We start from the raw sequence: 18,043 nt of genomic DNA, 5'->3' as shown, positions 1-18,043 counted from the left end.
CTCCCAAAATTTTTATATTGGGGAATCTACTTACTTAATTCAAACATCATTTTACCAAACTGAATTGGTAATTGTTCAAGTAAACTAGGATTATTTTACCCTATTTTGTGATGACTTTATTAGGTAAGCGAAGAATCATTCGGCGTTTTTTGCGCAAAATTTGACCTGCTTCTTCAAATTGCTGTAAAAGTCTGGTGACAGTGACTCTTGTCGTATTTAAAACTTCTGCTATTTCTTGATGAGTCAAATTTAGGTCAAGCAATTTGCCATCTTCTACTTCACGACCAAATTTTTCACTTAACCAGATTAAAAATTGCCACAAGCGTAATGCAATAGGTTTTCGATGTACTATACTCAGCAATTCTTCGGCTTGTTGAATGTGAGAGACTAAAGCGTTGATATCTTGATACCAAAGATGTGGCGGCAAAATACTTACCTCCACGCTTGTTAAAGATTCAATTTGATAAGGTTTAACTTTAGATAATGGATAACCAATGATATCGCCTGGCCCCCAATAACCCAGAGTGATAAATGTTCCATCTTCACTCCAAGTTAAGGTACGAACTGCTCCGCGCTCAATTCTCCAGAGTACTTCATTCCGAGGTGGAATTACTTCTCTACGGGCAAATAGCCTTTGCGGTAACTCTCCGTTTATTATGGAATTATTTAATTTAGTAGAAGATTCTGTGGTCAGGCTTGTAGAATACATTCAGATAGTGGTTTTATGGACGAAAAATACTTGATTGTTGTTACAATATTCAAGACAAATTTAATATTTAATTAATAGATTACAACAGTTGTTAAATTTATTTAAAATCTAAATAGAAAGAATAATAAATACTTTAAATAAAAAATATATTATTAAAACAATAAATGGATATCGGAGCTAAGACGTATCTAATTAAAGATGAGAAGAGTTAAAAATTAAGATTTACAGTATATTTTATTTTTAGATCTAAATAATCTGAACTAGTAAAGATAATCCATTGGAATATATGACTCTAAATATAGATACTACTCAATAGTATATTCCAAAAACGTGAGAAACTTTGAATTAGTTGTGAGTCTGCATTAATAGCTAAATTTTTCATTTACTATGTTCATTTAATGAAAAGTTAACTTTATTTTTACAGTTCATACTTGCTTAAAAATTTTTTGCTTGGTATGACTTTAGGAAAATTCATAGCTTTAATGATTTGTTTGGTAGATTAAGTAAAAAATAAAGTATTAATTCTAACAATATTGTTAAACTTTCTCAGTTCTAAATCTGTGATACTCCATACATTTTTCTACTTAAATCAATAATCAAAAACCAGAAATAAATAATACTTGGTACTATTTAAGTACAGCGATCCTCGAATAGGTAAGCTACACGGAGAAATAATTAACCATAAATAAATGCGCACTTCATCTGACTAGGAAACGCCATAAAGGTAATTGTGCTTCCCACGCTTTAATTGCTAAATATAGTAAAACAGACGTATTATTAAATACTAGTATTAACTGTATCTACATTGGTCTAGCCAAACTTTCCTTCTAAACATAAAGACATATCAGCGCTACAAGTCTTGCTGTATTATCTTGGCCTAACTTTAAAGTTGAAAGTTTAAGAACAGGTAAGCTTTTAGTGAAATATATGGTAGTTTGCTAATTTTTTATGCAATAGTTTGCGCTGATTGCTGATATTGCGCCAGGATGGAAAAACTTATATTAATTGAAACTCTGAGTTGTCAATGCTTTCGGCAATTATAATGCTCTAGGTTGTTTAGATTAGGGCAGACCTTGAGCGATCGCAACTTGAGCTAATAACCCTAACGCCAGCATTATTTTTAGGCTTTAGTAGCTGTAATCAGGAACGCTGACCAGTAACAATATATGCTACTCGTTGACCAATATTAGTGGCATGATCCGCCATGCGTTCTAAACAGCGAATAGCCAATGCTAACAAAACAATGGGTTCCACTACGCCAGGAACATCCTTTTGAAAAGCTAAAGTCTGATATAGACGCTCATAAGCATTATCGACAGCATCATCCAAGTGCTTTACACTGCGCCCGCCAGCTTCATCCAAATCAGCTAAAGCCACTAAGCTAGTAGCTAACATAGCTTGAGCATGATGGGACATGACTGCAATCTCTGGTAACGATGCATGAGGCGGGTAAGGAAAAATTTTAATGGCAATTTCCGCAAGATCTTCGGCGTAATCCCCAATCCGTTCTAAATCTCGTACTAGCTGCATAAAAGCACTCAAGCAACGCAAATCTTGTGGCGTAGTTGCTTGCAGTGCCATGATTGTCGTACAGTCTGACTCAATTTGTCGATAAAAGCGGTCAATTTTTTTATCTAATTGCGGAAGTTCCTCAGCTGCTGTAAGATTGCGGGAAAATAAAGCTTGGTGGCTAAGACGAAACGATTGTTCCACCAAAGCTCCCATACGTAATACATCTCGCTCTAAGCGCCTAATAGCGCGTGCCAGCTGGGTTCCATCAGGATTGGGGCTATAATAGACTGCTTTCACACTTGTATTCTCAAACGTGAAGATATTTGTTTAACTATAGTCTTGGCTTGGGTTATTTGCCATCGCTTCTGGGAGATAGACTTGTATCCATGCGCCACCAGTTTCCGGGTGATTCATGGCTTTGATTAAACCACCATGAGCGATCACAATTTGTTTAACTATTGCCAAACCTAAACCACTACCAACAATTGTAGTTGTGGAATTAGTATCTTGTAGTCGATCGCGCGTCCGAGCTTTATCTCCTCGGTAAAAACGCTCAAAAACGTGAGGTAAATCGGTTTCTGAAAATCCCACTCCCGCATCAATGATATTGATTTCCAAGGTAGGGAAAGTAGGATTGCCCTTATGAGTATCTTTTGCCGCTAATATTTTGGCTTGGACTTGAATAGTTGTACAAGGAGGACTGTATTTAATGCTGTTATCTAGCAAATTCAGAAACACTTGGTACATCCGAGAGCGATCGGCTTTAATCCACAGAGATTCTGCTCCAGAATAGTTAAGATTGAGATGCTGCCTTTGTGCCAATGGTTCTAAAGTTTCCCAAACCGATGCAATTAGCGATCGCACTTCTACTGCTTCTGGGTGCAGTTGAATGCTAGGATTGGTTTCCATTTGAGTCAGATCTAACCAACCTTGTACCAAGTTGATCAAGCGATCGACTTCCTGCATCAGGCGGTTAACCCAACGATTTAAAGGTGGTTCTAAACGGTTTTGCAAAGTCTCCACCACCAGACGAATCGAAGTCAAAGGTGTTCTGAGTTCGTGGGCTAAATCCGAAAAAGAACGATCTCTTACTTGATTCATATCTAGCAGGGGTTGGCGATTTTCTAAAAATACCCCGACTTGCCCCTGAGGTAAGGGGAAGCTAGATGCCTTGAGAGCCAGCGATTTTATTTCTAACATTGCTGTTGCATCCTCACAAGAGGGGTGAAATACCCACTCTTTCACCCGTGGTTGTTGAGAATCGCGAGTTTGTTCAATTAAGCGATCGAGTTCATAAGAACGCACTAATTCCAGTAATAATCGCACTTGACCTGGTTGCCATCGCTCCAGATACAATATCTCCCTAGCCTGCTGATTGCACCACAGCAGTTGATTTTCTTCATCTACCTGCAAATATCCCAATGGAGCAACATCCAGCAGTTCTTGATAGGTTTCCAGCGACTGCTGTAAATCTTGTCGTTGCTGCTTCACCATTGCAATTTTCTGCCGTAAATCAGGGATTAGCGGCAATACGAGTTTGGAAGAGTGATAATTTAAAGGTTTGAGTACTCGCTCTAGGTAACGCTCTAGTTGAACCTGTTGCCAAATCCAAAACCCAATACCTAGCGCTAAACCCAAAAAAAATCCCAATAAGAGCATTTAAGTCATTAGTTTTTTGATAACTACTAAAAACTAACAACTATCCTAGGCAATTATCCAAATCGATAGCCAAAACCTCTGACAGTCACAATATACTCCGGACGACTAGGATCTAGCTCTAATTTTTCCCGCAACCAACGGATGTGAACGTCTACAGTTTTACTATCGCCGACAAAATCAGGCCCCCATACCTGATCTAATAGTTGTTCCCGCGACCAAACTCGTCGCGCATAACTCATAAACAGTTCTAGCAGTCGAAATTCTTTCGGCGACAAACTCACTTCTTGACCGCGAACCAACACGCGACACTCTTGGGGATTTAAGCTGACATCTTTGTACTTTAATACTGGTAGCTGAGGCAAAGCGCTGAAGCGTTGACGGCGCAGTAAAGCCCGACAGCGAGCAACTAACTCTCGCATACTAAAGGGTTTGGTGAGATAGTCATCTGCTCCTACTTCTAAACCCAGAACCCGATCAGTTTCGCTACCTTTGGCACTCAGCATTAAAATCGGTACTGGGTTGCCTTGGTGACGTAGCAAGCGACAAATATCTAATCCATTGATTTGTGGCAGCATTAAATCAAGGATTACCAAATCAAAGGCAACTTCTCCTGAGTTGGGTTCAAAACTCTTGAGATATTCTACAGCCGATCGCCCATCAGTAGCTGTGACTACTCCATAGCCTTCTTCCTCCAACGCTACCACTAGCATTTCCCGGATTAGTTCTTCATCTTCTACTACTAGAATGCGGCTTGTTTGGCCTATGTCCGCTTTGGCAGAAAACTTGGTTGATTCGCTGGTATACATTGGATTACAAAAGTTTGGGTCTGTGCTGCTATCAAGACGATGACTGAATCAATTATCGAGCCTCAGTGCATTTACGCTTCTAGCATGATGCTCTACTTGATAAAACGTAACATACATAACAAAATATTGCATATTATAAATCACTACGGTTAAAAGCAGGTAGGAGTATTTTTGCAAACTTGCAAAGCTTAATTTTTAGATACCTGCAATTCCTCACTTGACAATGACGGAATTAGTTGAGTATATTTTCTTTAGTACTGATGTACTAAAGAAATAAAGCTTTTCCACTGAAATAAGCAGACACTTGTGTAGACAGTTATGAGCAACTTTAAGTGTCTTTCGATTCTTTGTTTCAGTATTTGCACTGCGTGAAAAACGCATATTTACAGGCTACTCTGATGTCTGCATAGGTAAGCCTTGGTATGGCTTGCTACCTAATAAATTGTTGCGTGTTTAAAGGAGTTAGAACATGACTACAGTTGCAGTTAAAGACAGCAAACAACAAATAGTACAAGCATTTCAACAAATTTTAGCAGAACGAAAAAAATTAGAATCAAAAATCGCTACTAAACAAGAAGAAGCAGAAAAAGCAAAAAACCAAGAAATCTTAGCAGCTGCTTCTACATATACTGTGGATAGTATTGTTAAAGGTTTAGCTGATCTACAATTAGAATTTGGTAGTATTGTCAATACTCTATCAGAAAAATTAGCTAAAGAAAACTCCAAATTAGATGAACTAAATCGGGCTATAGAAATTCAAACTCAGCGCCTACAAGATCTGCAACAAATCAGAATCGTAGCAGATGCTTTAGATATTTTAAATCAGGAACATCAAGAAAAATTAAAAATTTTAGAGCAAGAAATTGCTAGTAAACGCGAAGCTCTAGAAAAAGAAATTACAACTAGGCGTAAAGAGTGGCAAAAAGAGCAAGCAGAATACGAAGAAGCAGTACAAGCCTATATTGAATTATTAACTAAACAGCGCTCTTCTGAAGCAGATGAATATCAATATAAGTTAGAAACCACTCGAAAACTAACTACAGATGCTTATGAAGCCCGGAAACGTAACTTAGAAAGAGAAATACAAGAAAGCACTCAAGAAAAACAAAAAAACTGGGCTGAACGTGAAAAAATCCTCGCTCAAAATCAACCTCTGTTTAAAGAATATCAGCAAAAAGTAGCAGCATTTCCTACTGAATTGGAAGAAGCAGTTAAAAAAGCTAGAGAAGAAGCTATTAAAGAAACTAGTCAAAAGGCTAAAGTCGAAGCTGATTTATTTGAAAAAGAGTGGGAATCTAGCAAACAGAGTTACGAATTAAAAATTCAATCTTTAGAAGACACTATCAAAAAACAAACTGAGCAAATTGAAGGAATTTCTGCTCAACTACAAACTGCATTGAAACAGGCACAAGATTTAGCAATGAGAGCCTTTGATAGTTCTAATACAAAATAGCTGATTAATACGTATTTGAAAACAAACATTGATTTGGAAAATTATGGAGGTTACTTGTGGTAGCTAAAAAACCAACTGATAAGAGTACTAAAGCTGAAATACTTCAAGCTTATGAAGAGTTGGCAAAAGAAGCAGCAGCCGTTAAATCACAACTCAATCAAGCACTGAAAGAAAACCAGTCTGTTGCCAAGGAAAAGCCCAAACTAGAGCCAAAACCTACTATGAATCCGCAATCTACTGTTCAGCAAAAGATGAATTATACAATTGAAAGCTTGGCTAAAATTCAGTTGGGTTTTGGTAGTGCAGCAAATGAATTATCGGAACAGCTAACTACGCAAGCTTCTAAATTAGCAGAAATTGGAGAAAGTGTAGAGAAGGAAGTAGAACAGCTAAAACAACTCCATAATTTAGAAATATCTGAAGATGTTTTAGATACCCTAATTAGCAACTATGAAGAGAATTCCAAAACCTATCAAGAAGAGTTTAGCCAACAAAAGGAACTATTATTACAAGAAATAGATGAGCAGCGAAAAACTTGGATAAAGGAACAAGATGAAAATAACAGATTAACCAAAGAACGAGATGAAAATCTTAAAAAAACTCGGCAACGAGATGAGGCTGAGTATAAATATAACTTGGAACTGCAACGTAAATTAGCAAAAGATGAATACGAGCAGCAGCAAAAAGAATTAAATAAGCAGTTAGAAGAATTTCAGCAAGAAACAGAAAAAAATTGGACTGAACGAGAGAAAGCGATCGCGGAACGCGAAAAACAATTTGAGGAATATAAAGCTAAGGTAGAAGCATTTCCTAAAGAGAAAGAAGCTGCTCTCAAAAAAGCAGCAGAAGAAGGTAAAGGTATTGCCTACTATCAAGCTAAAATTAAATCAGATTTATACAGCAAAGAAGTAGAAGGACAGAAGCGTTTTTATGAACAAAGATTGCAATCTCTAGAACAGACTATTAGCAATCAAGATACTCGCATTCAAAACCTTTCTAAGCAACTTGAATCTGCTCTCAAACAAGTTCAGGATTTAGCAGTGAAAGCAATTGAAGGAACTGCTAATGTGAATTCCTATCAAGCAATCAAAGAAATAGCTTTAGAACAAGCAAAGAGTCAGGTGAAGAATAAATAACCTACTTTTACTCTGAAAATAAATGTTTCGTAGTCAGAACTAAATTGCTGGCTACGAACTTAATAATTTCTCATACTTAATGCAACGAATTGATAATTTCACCAAGCCTAATTTTTAATCTCTAAATATTTAAGGATCTCTCTTTGGTGGAATCCCATTGTTTAGAGGTTGCTTTCTGCTTTTTACTTGATTGTCTATATTTTGTTTTTTGGATGGTTGTTGTGAATTACTTTGTTGATTGGTCATAAACTCAAACCTTTTGAGTGCGAAAAATTTATGTATGTTTTAATCTACATGATATGCAAGGCTATTTCCGAAAACTATTCAAAGTCTTTATATTTAAATTCATTCAAAATTTAAAACTACTAAAAAATTACAAAAAAATAGAGACGATATGATTTTACGTCTCTACAATAGAGGAAACCCATTATTTTTAAAATAATAAAATTAAAAAGTTTAAAAATTAGAATTTAAAAAAATTGACGGACGAACACCTAATTTGTATCATCTAGTTTTTTAGGCTGCTGTTGATTGTCAGTTTTTGGTTTGCTATCGATTCTGATAGCACCAGGTTCAGTTTTGCGAGGCTTGCCATTGTTGGGAGGTTTTCGACGAGCCATAAAAATACAATCTTGGATTGTTTAACTCTCTACAACTTGAACTACAAGAGTATAAATTATTAATCCGGAAAATTTAGGCAAAGAGCTAAGGTGTAGCCTAATATATCTTGCTACTTGTAGATGTTCCCGATTTTCTGGAAAAGGATGGGGAGGGAAAATGTCCCATATCCCCATATAGCGAACGTTTCCACCTTGTAGCTAGATTAACTTTGTTATCTTGTCACCGAGGGAGGTAATCTTAAGCAAACGGAGAAAAATCTAGATTGGGCGGAATATCTTGAATACGTCCTGGCCCGATCGCACGCAGTGCTTCTTTGAGGTCAATATCGCCTGTATATAAGGCACGACCAACAATTACACTAGTTACACCTTGTGGTTCTAATGCCAACAAGCTCAACAAATCGGTGACAGAACTCACCCCACCAGAAGCAATTACTGGTATAGAAATTGTGGCAGCAAGTTCTCGTAAAGCGTCTAAATTAGGGCCAGAGAGAGTACCATCGCGGTGGATATCAGTATAAATAATCGCGGCTGCACCCAATTCTTGCATTTGTACAGCTAGTTGTGTAGCTAAAACTTCTGAAGTTTCTAGCCAACCGCGAGTTGCTACAAGTCCGTTTCTCGCATCAATACCAATAACAATCTGTCCGGGGAATTCTTGGCAGAGTTGCTGTACTAGCTGCGGTTGTTCTACAGCAATGGTTCCAAGAATTGCTCGCTGTATGCCGATATTTAGTACTTGTTGTACGCTAGCGCGATCGCGCATTCCCCCGCCAACTTGAATCGGTACTGATACCGCTTGAGCGATCGCTTCAATTGCTCTCAAGTTTACTACTTTACCGGCTTTAGCACCATCTAGATCGACTACGTGTAGCCTCGTAGCACCTTGTTCAACCCACTGTTTGGCAACATCAGCAGGGTTTTCGCTAAAAACTTGCGAGCGATCGTAGTCTCCCTGATAAAGTCTCACACAGCGGCCTTCTAGTAAATCAATTGCTGGAATTACATCCATTACCTCATCCTCAAAGCAGTCACAAAGCTAGCTATACGTGGGTTTTATCTGTTGAAGTTTTCAGTTTTAATTGCCTTACAGCTTGCCAAAAACCCAGCACAACTAAGATGTTAGCCAAGGTCAAAAAAACTTCTGCACCACCGTGCAGCCAATCGACATTTGCCAAAGCCTTACCGTAATGGACTTTGGCATAAATTCCTGCTGGGATGGTGACACCAACAAACACTAAAGTGCCGTAAAATCCATACAAAGCCAAACGTGGCATTTGCTTACTGCGGCTGATAAACCACAAGAAACCCAAATAAGGAAACAGTGAAAGGGCAAAAAGGGCGTCTTTAGATATCATCGCTCTGATTTGATAGGTTGGGCGGCAATAGAATTAATTCCCTTGTGGGCAGATTTGCTGGAACGCCAAATCCATACCGCAGCTGCCCAAAGGGTAAAATTACCAACTAAGGTCATGGTAGCTTGAAGCGTGACCAGCCATTCCAAAGATTCTGGATTGTCGAAATAGTGCCAGGTGCAAGCACACATAGCACTGACCAAAGCCGGTAACATGGCGAAGGATAATCCCCACCAAGTCCGATTACCAGTAAGTTCGCCATAAGTCCAGATTAACCAAATGGCGGCAATCCACTCAATGACGCTAGAAACGTGAATAATCCAGGTGGGAATCGAAAGGGCGTGCATAAGATAAGTCAAGAGTCAAAAGTCAAAAGTCAAAAGTCAAGGGTGAATAGGCAACAGTCAAGGACATTTTTCATTTCTCCCCCTGCTTCTCCTCTCCCCATCTTCCCACAAGAAAAATCCGATTTTTTGGCAAGTATGCCAGCCATCTCACCCAACATCTGTATAACTGATAGATAATCAGGTGCAAATCAACTCGATTAGCTAAAATCTAAATTTAAAAATGAAACCGATGCGGGCGTTATTATCTGGATATTACGGAAAAGGTAATGGTGGTGACGAAGCTTTATTGGCAACGCTTTTGCAAATGCTACCGCCTCATGTCACGCCTGTAGTGCTTTCTGGTAATCCTGAGGAAACCCGCGATCGCTATAATGTAGAATCTCACGATCGCATGGCTTTTTTATCTGTACTGCAAGCTTTGCGCTCTTGTGATGCTTTGATTTGGGGCGGTGGCAGTTTAATCCAAGATGTTACCAGTATGATGAACCCATTTTATTATGGGGGATTGATGACTTTGGCACAGAAAATGGGTTTAAAAACTGTTGCTTGGGCCCAAGGAATTGGCCCTTTAAAGCGTCCGCAAACTCGTTGGTTAGCAAGACAAACTTTTGCTGGTTGTACCAAGGTCAGCGTACGCGATCGCGCTAGTGCTAATTTATTAGCTGATTGGCAAATTCCTTGTATTCTTGCACCCGATCCCGTTTGGGCTTTGGAATCGAAGCCAGTACCCGGACTTTGGGATTTACCTGCTCCCAGAGTGGCTGTGACTTTGCGATCGCATCCTCAACTTACAGAAACGTGCTTGGCAAATTTAACTCGCGCTTTGGCTGATTTCCAAAAGGCGACGCAAACGTTTATTCTACTACTGCCATTTCAAAAAAGTGAAGATTTAGGTATTGCTGAGGCAATTCAACCTCAACTCAAAGATGTAAGCCAGATTATGTGTCTGGAAGATCCGCAACTTTTAAAAGGTGTGTATCGCGGTGTGGAGATGGTCATTGGTATGCGCCTGCACAGTTTAATTATGGCAGCAGCTGAAGGATGTCGCTGTTTTGCTCTCAGTTACGACCCTAAGGTAAATCGTCTGATGGAAGACTTGTCTATGCCAGGGTGGGATTTGACAGCCATACCTGAAGATCCCAATTTAATTAGTACAACTTGGATGGAGCATTATGCTAATGGCGATCCACTGTCGCCGGAGCAAATTCAGTCTTTGGTAGATCGCGCCTTAATGCACCGTGAATTATTGAGTGAAGCTTTAACAGTCTACTAATGATGAGATGAGCGAAATAAATGATGATGTTCGGGATGGTATAGGCGCGATCGCCCTGCTGCTGGTGAAAGTGCCGGGCTGATAATGTAAAGTGTGGTGCGTATCAGCTGTTCTTTCTGGGTACAATCTGCCATCTCCTTTAGGGGAACCACCCGAATTTTTTCATCAGCCCAGCCGACACGAAAGCAAATCGCCACTGGGGTTTCGGCTGGATAATGTTCTAGTAACTTCGCTTGGGCTTCTGCAACATGACGCGCACTCAGATATAAGCAAAGACTAGCCTGATGTGATGCCAAAGTTGCTAATTCTTCTCTAGCAGGAACTCCTGTACATCCGCTAATGCGTGTCAAAATGATAGTTTGCACTAAATTAGGGACAGTTAGTTCGACTTGGAGCGTGGCGGCTGCGGCTTGAAAAGCACTGATCCCAGGAATGATTTCAAAGGGAATCTCAGCTTCTTTTAGCAGTTGCATTTGTTCGTGGATAGCGCTGTAGAGGCTGGGATCGCCGGAATGAAGACGCACTACAGATTTATGCGATCGCACCCGTTCTGTTATCAGGGGTACAATCTCTTCTAAAGTTTTATTTGCAGTCCGAATAATTTCTGCATCTGGACGACAAATATTTAAAATTTCTTCGGGTATTAAAGAATCAGCAAATAAAATTACCTCGGCTACAGCCAGTAGTTTTTGCGCTTTGACCGTTAATAAATCGGGATCTCCAGGGCCTGCCCCGACAATGTAAACCTTTGGTTCTAGTTGCTCTAGGTTTTTTGGGGAACATATTTTATCAGTAACTCTACTCATATAATTCGTCTAAAGCAAATCTTCAAAAAAAATTTTTGATAAATTTTCAGTGTCTTTCCGGATGGACTCTATTTCCCTAGTAGAGAGTAATGGTAGATGCACCCTGGTTAAGCCCTGGAGAACCCTCTGGGGCATTTTTTATTTCTGGGGATCTTTGGTCAATAGCTCAGTAGGGGCAGGTTTTGTGAAATATTCAATAAGTTATGAGATATGTGAGTTAAACCCGCCCATACAATAATCAAATATCGTTGATTATTTTTTCCCTGTCTTGCCTGTTTCTCTTATTCCCTCTATCGCTCCATTACTTCTAGGGCTGGAAACGACATCTGGCAAAGGACGTTTAGCCAAGTAAAGCCAAGCTAACCCAGCTAATCCTAATAGAATTCCGATTAAACTCACGACTTGAGCCATTCTCAGCGGCCCTAACATGAGGCTATCAGTACGAAAACCTTCAATCCAAAAACGTCCTAGGCTGTAGGCTACTAAGTAAGTTAGAAACAGCGTCCCGATCTTTAAGCGTGGTTTTCCTTGCAAACTCCGAACAAATAACGTTATTAGCAAGGCAAACACCATTAAATCCCATAAAGATTCGTAGAGAAAAGTAGGATGAAAGTACTCAAAATTAGCTAACTCTGGAGGACGACGATCCGGTGGAATATATAGCCTCCAAGGTAAATTGGTCGGGTCGCCAAAAGCTTCTGAGTTGAAGAAATTTCCCCAACGCCCGATCGCCTGCCCTAAAATCAGCGAAGGCGCTACTAAATCTGCTAGTTGCCAAAACGAAACTTGCTTGAGTTTGGCAAATATTAAAGCCGCCACCAGCCCACCTAGAATTGCGCCGTGAATTGCAATTCCTCCTTGCCAAATAGCGATTATTCGGTCTGGGTGCTGGGCATATTCTGGCCATTGAAACAAAACGTAATATAGCCTTGCTGCCGGAATTGCCCCAACCACCAGCCAAATTGACAAATCGCTGAGTAAATCCGGGTTAACGTTACGACGCTTTGCCAAATACTGGGAAAGGCTGACACCAATTAACACTGCGGTGGCGATTAATAAGCCATACCAGCGAATAGTTATTGGCCCTATTCTCCAGAGAATCGGCCCTGGAGAAGTAAATTGAAATGCCAAAGGCAAAGTGGAAAGATCCAGTGCCATGCAAAATTACCTAGATAACTAAATTTATTAATCAGCGTTAGCAGCTTCCCATCATAGGACAAGAAGCAAGGAGCTAGGAGTATATAAACAATTAGAGCAGGTTTTGCTGAGGTAAAAACTTGTCAAACTTGTAGTCAGGACTTGAGTGCTGAAAAGCTAGGACTCAACTCCTGACTAAGAATATACGGAGTTGATACCGATTACTTAGTATCGTTAATTTCTCTAACAAAAAGAGTATTTCCCTAAGATTCGATGGCTTTATCAGCAGCTTTAGATATAATCACCTACATAACTTTGATGTATCGAAGATTGTGATTGCTATTTACCCTGGTAGCTTTGACCCCATTACTTTGGGACATTTAGATATCATTCAGCGCGCTAGTCGGCTGTTTGAGCAGGTGATTGTAGCTGTACTGCGAAACCCTAACAAAACCCCACTGTTTAGCGTAGAGCAACGGCTAGAGCAAATTCGTGTATCAACACGACATCTGCCCAATGTCGAAGCAGATAGCTTTGATGGTCTGACGGTCAACTACGCCCAAATGCGTCAAGCACAAGTGTTATTGCGGGGTTTGCGAGCAGTTTCAGACTTTGAAATCGAGCTGCAAATGGCTCATACTAATAAAACTCTTTCCACTCACATAGAGACTGTTTTTCTAGCCACCTCCAATGAGTATAGTTTTTTAAGTAGTAGTGTGGTAAAAGAGATTGCAAGGTTTGGTGGCTCTGTCGATCATCTCGTTCCCCCGCATGTTGCTCTAGAAATATACCAATGCTACAACCACAACTCTCCAATGTTGAACCCAATCACAACGGAAACAGTTACCCCCCGCAAGACGATCCCGAAGGATCGGGAAGCGTAGATATTCAGGAGGAACTCAATCGCCTAGAGGAAATTATTCTTTCAGGGCTGAGAATTCCGCTGACTGGACGCACGCTAGTAGATGATGAAAAGCTACTAGAACAGCTCGATTTTATCAGAGTTTCTTTACCATCTGTTTTTCAAGAAGCAGCAGCGATCCTCGATCAAAAAGAGGAAATTCTGCTGGAAGCTGAAGAGTATGGCCAGCAAGTTGTTGAAGCGGCTCAAGCTAAACGTGCCCAAATCTTAGCTGAAAGCGATATTATTAACCAGGCAGAGCGTGAAGCTGAACAGCTAAGACGGCAAGTAAAACAAGAATGCGATGCCATGATGCAAGAAACTCTGGCAGAAATTGAGCAAAAGCGCCGTGCTTGTATGCAAGAGTTAGAAGAAATGCGACAAACTGCGATCGCACAAGCTCAAGAAATCGAAAGCGGAGCCGATCGATATGCTGATAGTGTTCTAGAAGGTATTGAGCAGGATCTGAAAGATATGTTGCGAATTATCACCAATGGTAGACAAGAACTACGAGCAGATTTGCCCCAGCAACGCAATTCTTCACCATCCAAGAAAAGATAAGCGAGATCGTGAATTTATCTATTTAGTTAGGCTATGAAGAAATAAAAACAGGATTTGATCAAAAATTCAACATTAGATAATCTCAACACAGAAAATATTTTGGCTACTAATTAGCCGCAAATAACCTGTGTGATATTTTATTGTGTTCCTAAATTTAAAGAAATACTTTGTTTAAAAAAACGAATTTAAAGCCCATTTTGTAAATAAAGCGGAGGTAATTGTAATTCGCATTTAACATTTCAAAGATTCCCAACTTCTTCAAGAAGTCGGGAGCTAACAACGTAACTAAACTCATATAATAAAACCAACCCTAGCAATATATAAAGTGATTAAATGCTTGAGGAATAATATAATATGCCCATCTTAAATGCATTATTTTTACAGCAAGTTAATTTTGGTTTAAATACAGCTAGCTTGCTGGGAATACTATATATAATTTTCGGTATATTGTATATGATTTTTATGGTATTTTTGCTATTTAGACGTGCTAGCAGGCTTAATAGTATAGCTTTTGTTATTTATCTGTTTCAAGCACTTTTAATACCAAGTATTATGTTACTTTGTGGCTTTATTTTTGTTTTTCAGGGCTGGCGATTAGATCCAATCCTGCAATTTGCTCAATTTTTATTAACTATATTAATTATTTACTTCAGTGCTAAAGATATTCTCATCAATGAAGTTTACAGAAATAGGTAAAATAGCCAACTTTTGATTGTCATCTCTAATAGAGAAAATTGCAGAGTTTGCGTCAACCAAATTTTGGAAGCAATCAGGCTCAAACTTGTGTGCAGCAAGTAAATCTAGCTAAAATTTTGTACTTTCTGTTTTTAACACCTATTAGCTGACGCAATTTTATAGTCAATTACAACGTATATGTAAAATCTCCAACCAACATTCCCGGAACTAGGCTACCTCCAAGTTGACGACTTTCGTAGGTTCCGACTTCAGGGATAAATTCTTGAAAATTGGTCAAATCTATTAAATTGTCTCCCCAGAAACGATAGAGGCTTTCATCGAAACGTAAGTTTTCGATGGGGGCGATAATTTCTCCTTTTTCTACCCAAAAACAAGCATAACGGGTCATACCTGTAATTCTACCCGTGGGGCGATCGCTCCAATTCAAGTAATGTAAATTCGATACATACAAACCTGTATCTAAACTTGGTAAAATCTGCTCGAATGCCAAATTTCCTGGGCTGACTTCTGGCGCACGTAACGTTTCTGAAATATTAGCACTGTTAGCGGTTTTTTGATATTCTTTGGCAGTTCGAGAGTTCACTAAAGTATTTATTAAAAATCCATTTTCGATTATGGGTAACTCTGGTGGTGCCATTTCTCCCCAGCCATTAAATCGTGGTACCAACCCTAACTGAAAGTTTTCTTTTAAAATAAACTTTGGCGAAAGTAGCTTTTCTTGTCGAGATAGTGTAGCTAATGCACTGTTCCCTTGTTGAAGGTCGGCTTCACTCACAGCGCCCCATGAAAGCATCATTACTAAATCAGCAACTGCGGCGGGTGCAAAATAAGTTTTGTATTTTCCTCTAGGCAATTCTTTAGGAGTAACAGAAAGTAATTGTAATTGCCTTTTATCTTCGTTAATCCTTTTGATATAAGCAGATTCATCCCAATTACTACCAGCAAAAGTTCCTTTAACTGCTTGTCCTGATGCTGTAAACAGAGAATAGTCTAAGGTAAATGTGTCTGTAGAAAACCAATGTTTTTGCCCTTGAGAATCGCCGTAACCTTTAATTACAGTTCCCCCAGCGTATATTCCAGTAAAATCTAATTCTGCAACTATTTCTAGTATTGTAGAAACTACATCTTCTCTTGCCAATAATTTACCAGAATGTACTTCCCTACTCCTATTATTTCCTGATGGCAAAACCAGATAGGGATCGACAGGTAACACGCGGATTTCTTCACGTAATTCTTGTAAAGCTGTGTATGCTATTTGCCAATCAATATCCCAATTCCCAGTAAAGGGAAACTGCCGAAAACTACTGCGCCGATCCTCCATTAAAGTTAGTTCAATCCAGCCATCAGCAACATAACCACTTTGTCGCACTTTAGCATGATTTAATCGAGTAAACTGACTCCGTTCACTGCTGAGTTTGGCAGTGAATTCTTCAGTTACACTTTTTTTAATAAGTAGAGTTTCAATCAGTTGATTAAAACTGACCTCTAAAGCCGATAAATCATCACTTTTCATAGGCATTTTTGATTAGGGAAGAAAATAAAGGAGAAGAGAGGGATAAAGGAAATAAACAATTCAAAATTCCAAATTAAGAAACTTATTTGATCGACTCTTGAGCAATAACAAATGACTATTTAACTACCACCACCAAACACTTCGACGTTAGCAAATAGACAAACTGGTGAACCATGTCCTACCCAAATTGCTTGATTTGGTTCGCCTTTACCGCAGAAAGGAGTACCGTAAATTTGCCAATTAGAAGCATCACCAACTTTGATTAAGCTTTGCCAAAATTCTGGAGTTGTGGCGCGATAGTTAGGGTTACGCAGGGTCTTGGTGAGTTTGCCATTTTCAATTAATTTGCCATACTCGCAACCAAACTGAAATTTATAACGGCGATCGTCTATTGACCAAGAACGGTTAGATTCCATGTAAACACCATGTTCAATCCCGGCGATAATTTCGTCAAAGCTGGCGTTTCCTGGCTCTAAATTCAAGTTGGCCATGCGATCGATCGCGGGACGATTCCAAGAGGAAGCACGGGCACAGGCTACACCTGCTACACCTGCTCTGGCTTGGCTTTCAAGACTACCCAAACCTCTTTGAAGTACGCCTTCTTTAATTAAATACTCTCGTGTGGCTACAGCACCCGTATCGTCAAAGCTGTAACTAGCAAATTCACCGGGTACAGTGGGGTCAAAGGTAATGTTCATCAGTGGCGAACCGTAGACTAAGTTACCAAAATCGCTTTTGTTAACAAAGCTACCTCCAGCGTAGTTACGCTCATCTCCTAAAATTCGGTCAATTTCTAAAGGATGCCCAACGCTTTCATGAATTTGCAACATCATTTGGTCTGGTGCTAACACTAGATTAGTGCGTGTATTGGGGCACTCATCTGCTGTCAACAGTTCAACTGCTTGCGCGCCAACTTGTTGTACCCGATGCCATAAACCTTCCTGTTTTAATAGTTCTAGTCCACCTTGGTAACAGTTGGCGTGCCAGCCGTTGTTAGTACGCTGCTGGACGATCGCACCATCTTGGGCAGTAGCTCCGTAATGCGCACCAACAGAGAGAAATTTCTGGTAAACTTCTGAACCATTGCTGCTGACAAACCATGTCTCTTTTTCGCTGCTGGTAAAGCTAGCTGTGGTTTGCACAACTTTGTCGCTAACTTTCAACGTTTGACAAATCCGAATCAGCAGATCGTTAATTTCACCAGGGCTGAGAGCATCTAATGGTTCTAAAAATGGTGAGTTATATTCACCCACGACTTTCGGGCGCTCAGTCTCACGGAAATCATATATCCGCCATTCGCTGGCTACTAGTGCCTGTTTATACGCTATTTCCGCAGCAGCTTGTAAGCTAGCAAGGTCTAGAGAATTGGTAGCAGCATAACCCAAACTGCCATTGACCAAAACTTCCAACATTGCCCCCATTGTGGAGTATTTGCCGTTAGCTTGCGGTAAGCCATCACGAACATGACGGTTAGCGGCTGTTTCTTTAACAGCTCTAATCCCGATCCAATCAGCGGGAATATTGAGATGAGCGATCGCTTTGGTTAGTTCAGAAAACAT

18 protein-coding genes are annotated in these 18,043 nt (G+C 39.7%); 6 read left to right on the top strand and 12 right to left on the bottom strand.

Annotated features, from left to right (window positions below; genetic code table 11):
* Positions 1-100: 100 nt before the first annotated feature.
* The 4 genes from AACU33_RS28030 to AACU33_RS28015 all read right to left on the bottom strand — a co-directional run bounded on the left by AACU33_RS28030 (position 101) and on the right by AACU33_RS28015 (position 4,686).
* A complete protein-coding gene (locus tag AACU33_RS28030; protein ID WP_096592981.1) occupies positions 101-709 on the bottom strand; it encodes a Crp/Fnr family transcriptional regulator in 609 nt (202 codons plus the stop codon).
* A gap of 1,140 nt (positions 710-1,849) precedes the next feature.
* Entirely contained in the window at positions 1,850-2,518 is a 669-nt protein-coding gene (phoU, locus tag AACU33_RS28025; protein WP_096592979.1) for a phosphate signaling complex protein PhoU, read from the bottom strand.
* Between the two features lie 30 nt (positions 2,519-2,548).
* On the bottom strand, positions 2,549-3,880 hold the full coding sequence (locus AACU33_RS28020; protein WP_096592976.1) for a sensor histidine kinase: 1,332 nt from the start codon (positions 3,878-3,880) through the stop codon (positions 2,549-2,551).
* Positions 3,881-3,933: 53 nt separating this feature from the next.
* The gene (locus AACU33_RS28015; RefSeq protein WP_096592973.1) at positions 3,934-4,686 is read right to left on the bottom strand and encodes a winged helix-turn-helix domain-containing protein; all 753 of its coding nucleotides are present in this window, start codon (positions 4,684-4,686) and stop codon (positions 3,934-3,936) included.
* A 469-nt stretch (positions 4,687-5,155) separates the two neighbouring features.
* On the opposite strand from AACU33_RS28015, the gene AACU33_RS28010 reads away from it, so the two are divergent.
* Both AACU33_RS28010 and AACU33_RS28005 read left to right on the top strand, forming a co-directional pair.
* Entirely contained in the window at positions 5,156-6,139 is a 984-nt protein-coding gene (locus tag AACU33_RS28010) for a hypothetical protein (protein WP_096592971.1), read from the top strand.
* A 56-nt stretch (positions 6,140-6,195) separates the two neighbouring features.
* Positions 6,196-7,275, top strand: a complete 1,080-nt coding sequence (locus tag AACU33_RS28005; RefSeq protein ID WP_096592968.1) for a hypothetical protein — start codon at positions 6,196-6,198, stop codon at positions 7,273-7,275.
* Positions 7,276-7,769: 494 nt separating this feature from the next.
* Here the strand turns inward: AACU33_RS28005 and AACU33_RS28000 are convergent, their stop codons facing one another.
* The 4 genes from AACU33_RS28000 to AACU33_RS27985 form a co-directional block, all read right to left on the bottom strand.
* Positions 7,770-7,895: a hypothetical protein gene (locus AACU33_RS28000; RefSeq protein ID WP_339376332.1), complete on the bottom strand. Its 126-nt coding sequence runs from the start codon at positions 7,893-7,895 to the stop codon at positions 7,770-7,772.
* A 238-nt stretch (positions 7,896-8,133) separates the two neighbouring features.
* The gene (gene hisA / locus AACU33_RS27995) at positions 8,134-8,907 is read right to left on the bottom strand and encodes a 1-(5-phosphoribosyl)-5-[(5-phosphoribosylamino)methylideneamino]imidazole-4-carboxamide isomerase (RefSeq protein ID WP_096592965.1); all 774 of its coding nucleotides are present in this window, start codon (positions 8,905-8,907) and stop codon (positions 8,134-8,136) included.
* A 31-nt stretch (positions 8,908-8,938) separates the two neighbouring features.
* Positions 8,939-9,253, bottom strand: a complete 315-nt coding sequence (locus tag AACU33_RS27990) for a DUF3593 domain-containing protein (protein WP_096592963.1) — start codon at positions 9,251-9,253, stop codon at positions 8,939-8,941.
* Positions 9,250-9,597: a DUF2499 domain-containing protein gene (locus tag AACU33_RS27985; RefSeq protein WP_096592960.1), complete on the bottom strand. Its 348-nt coding sequence runs from the start codon at positions 9,595-9,597 to the stop codon at positions 9,250-9,252. Before AACU33_RS27985 ends, AACU33_RS27990 begins: the two co-directional genes overlap by 4 nt.
* Positions 9,598-9,826: 229 nt before the next feature.
* Here AACU33_RS27985 and csaB point away from each other — a divergent pair, with 229 nt between their 5' ends.
* Complete coding sequence (gene csaB, locus AACU33_RS27980) at positions 9,827-10,870, top strand: polysaccharide pyruvyl transferase CsaB (RefSeq protein ID WP_096595418.1); 1,044 nt, start codon at positions 9,827-9,829, stop codon at positions 10,868-10,870.
* Here csaB and cobM read toward each other — a convergent pair.
* Together cobM and lgt are read right to left on the bottom strand one after the other, a co-directional pair.
* Positions 10,867-11,676 (bottom strand): precorrin-4 C(11)-methyltransferase, encoded by an 810-nt coding sequence (gene cobM, locus AACU33_RS27975; protein ID WP_096592958.1) that lies wholly within the window; start codon positions 11,674-11,676, stop codon positions 10,867-10,869. The genes csaB and cobM overlap by 4 nt on opposite strands.
* A 252-nt stretch (positions 11,677-11,928) precedes the next feature.
* Positions 11,929-12,834 (bottom strand): prolipoprotein diacylglyceryl transferase, encoded by a 906-nt coding sequence (gene lgt, locus AACU33_RS27970; protein ID WP_096592955.1) that lies wholly within the window; start codon positions 12,832-12,834, stop codon positions 11,929-11,931.
* Positions 12,835-13,145: 311 nt separating this feature from the next.
* Between lgt and coaD the strand changes: the two genes are divergently transcribed.
* From coaD to AACU33_RS27955, 3 genes are all read left to right on the top strand, one after another.
* Positions 13,146-13,697, top strand: a complete 552-nt coding sequence (gene coaD, locus AACU33_RS27965; protein ID WP_096592953.1) for a pantetheine-phosphate adenylyltransferase — start codon at positions 13,146-13,148, stop codon at positions 13,695-13,697.
* Positions 13,607-14,275 carry a DivIVA domain-containing protein gene (locus tag AACU33_RS27960; RefSeq protein WP_096592950.1) on the top strand — a complete coding sequence of 223 codons (669 nt, stop codon included), beginning with the start codon at positions 13,607-13,609 and terminating at the stop codon, positions 14,273-14,275. The genes coaD and AACU33_RS27960 overlap by 91 nt, the downstream gene beginning before the upstream one ends.
* Positions 14,276-14,629: 354 nt before the next feature.
* Entirely contained in the window at positions 14,630-14,971 is a 342-nt protein-coding gene (locus AACU33_RS27955; RefSeq protein WP_339376331.1) for a Ycf66 family protein, read from the top strand.
* Between the two features lie 166 nt (positions 14,972-15,137).
* Here the strand turns inward: AACU33_RS27955 and AACU33_RS27950 are convergent, their stop codons facing one another.
* Both AACU33_RS27950 and AACU33_RS27945 read right to left on the bottom strand, forming a co-directional pair.
* Positions 15,138-16,484 carry a TldD/PmbA family protein gene (locus AACU33_RS27950; RefSeq protein WP_096592947.1) on the bottom strand — a complete coding sequence of 449 codons (1,347 nt, stop codon included), beginning with the start codon at positions 16,482-16,484 and terminating at the stop codon, positions 15,138-15,140.
* 119 nt (positions 16,485-16,603) lie between these two features.
* A complete protein-coding gene (locus tag AACU33_RS27945; RefSeq protein ID WP_096592945.1) occupies positions 16,604-18,043 on the bottom strand; it encodes a TldD/PmbA family protein in 1,440 nt (479 codons plus the stop codon).

The sequence above is a fragment of the Calothrix sp. NIES-2098 genome (assembly GCF_963875125.1).
Taxonomy (GTDB): domain Bacteria; phylum Cyanobacteriota; class Cyanobacteriia; order Cyanobacteriales; family Nostocaceae; genus Aulosira.
This window is presented reverse-complemented; position numbering and strand designations above follow the sequence as displayed.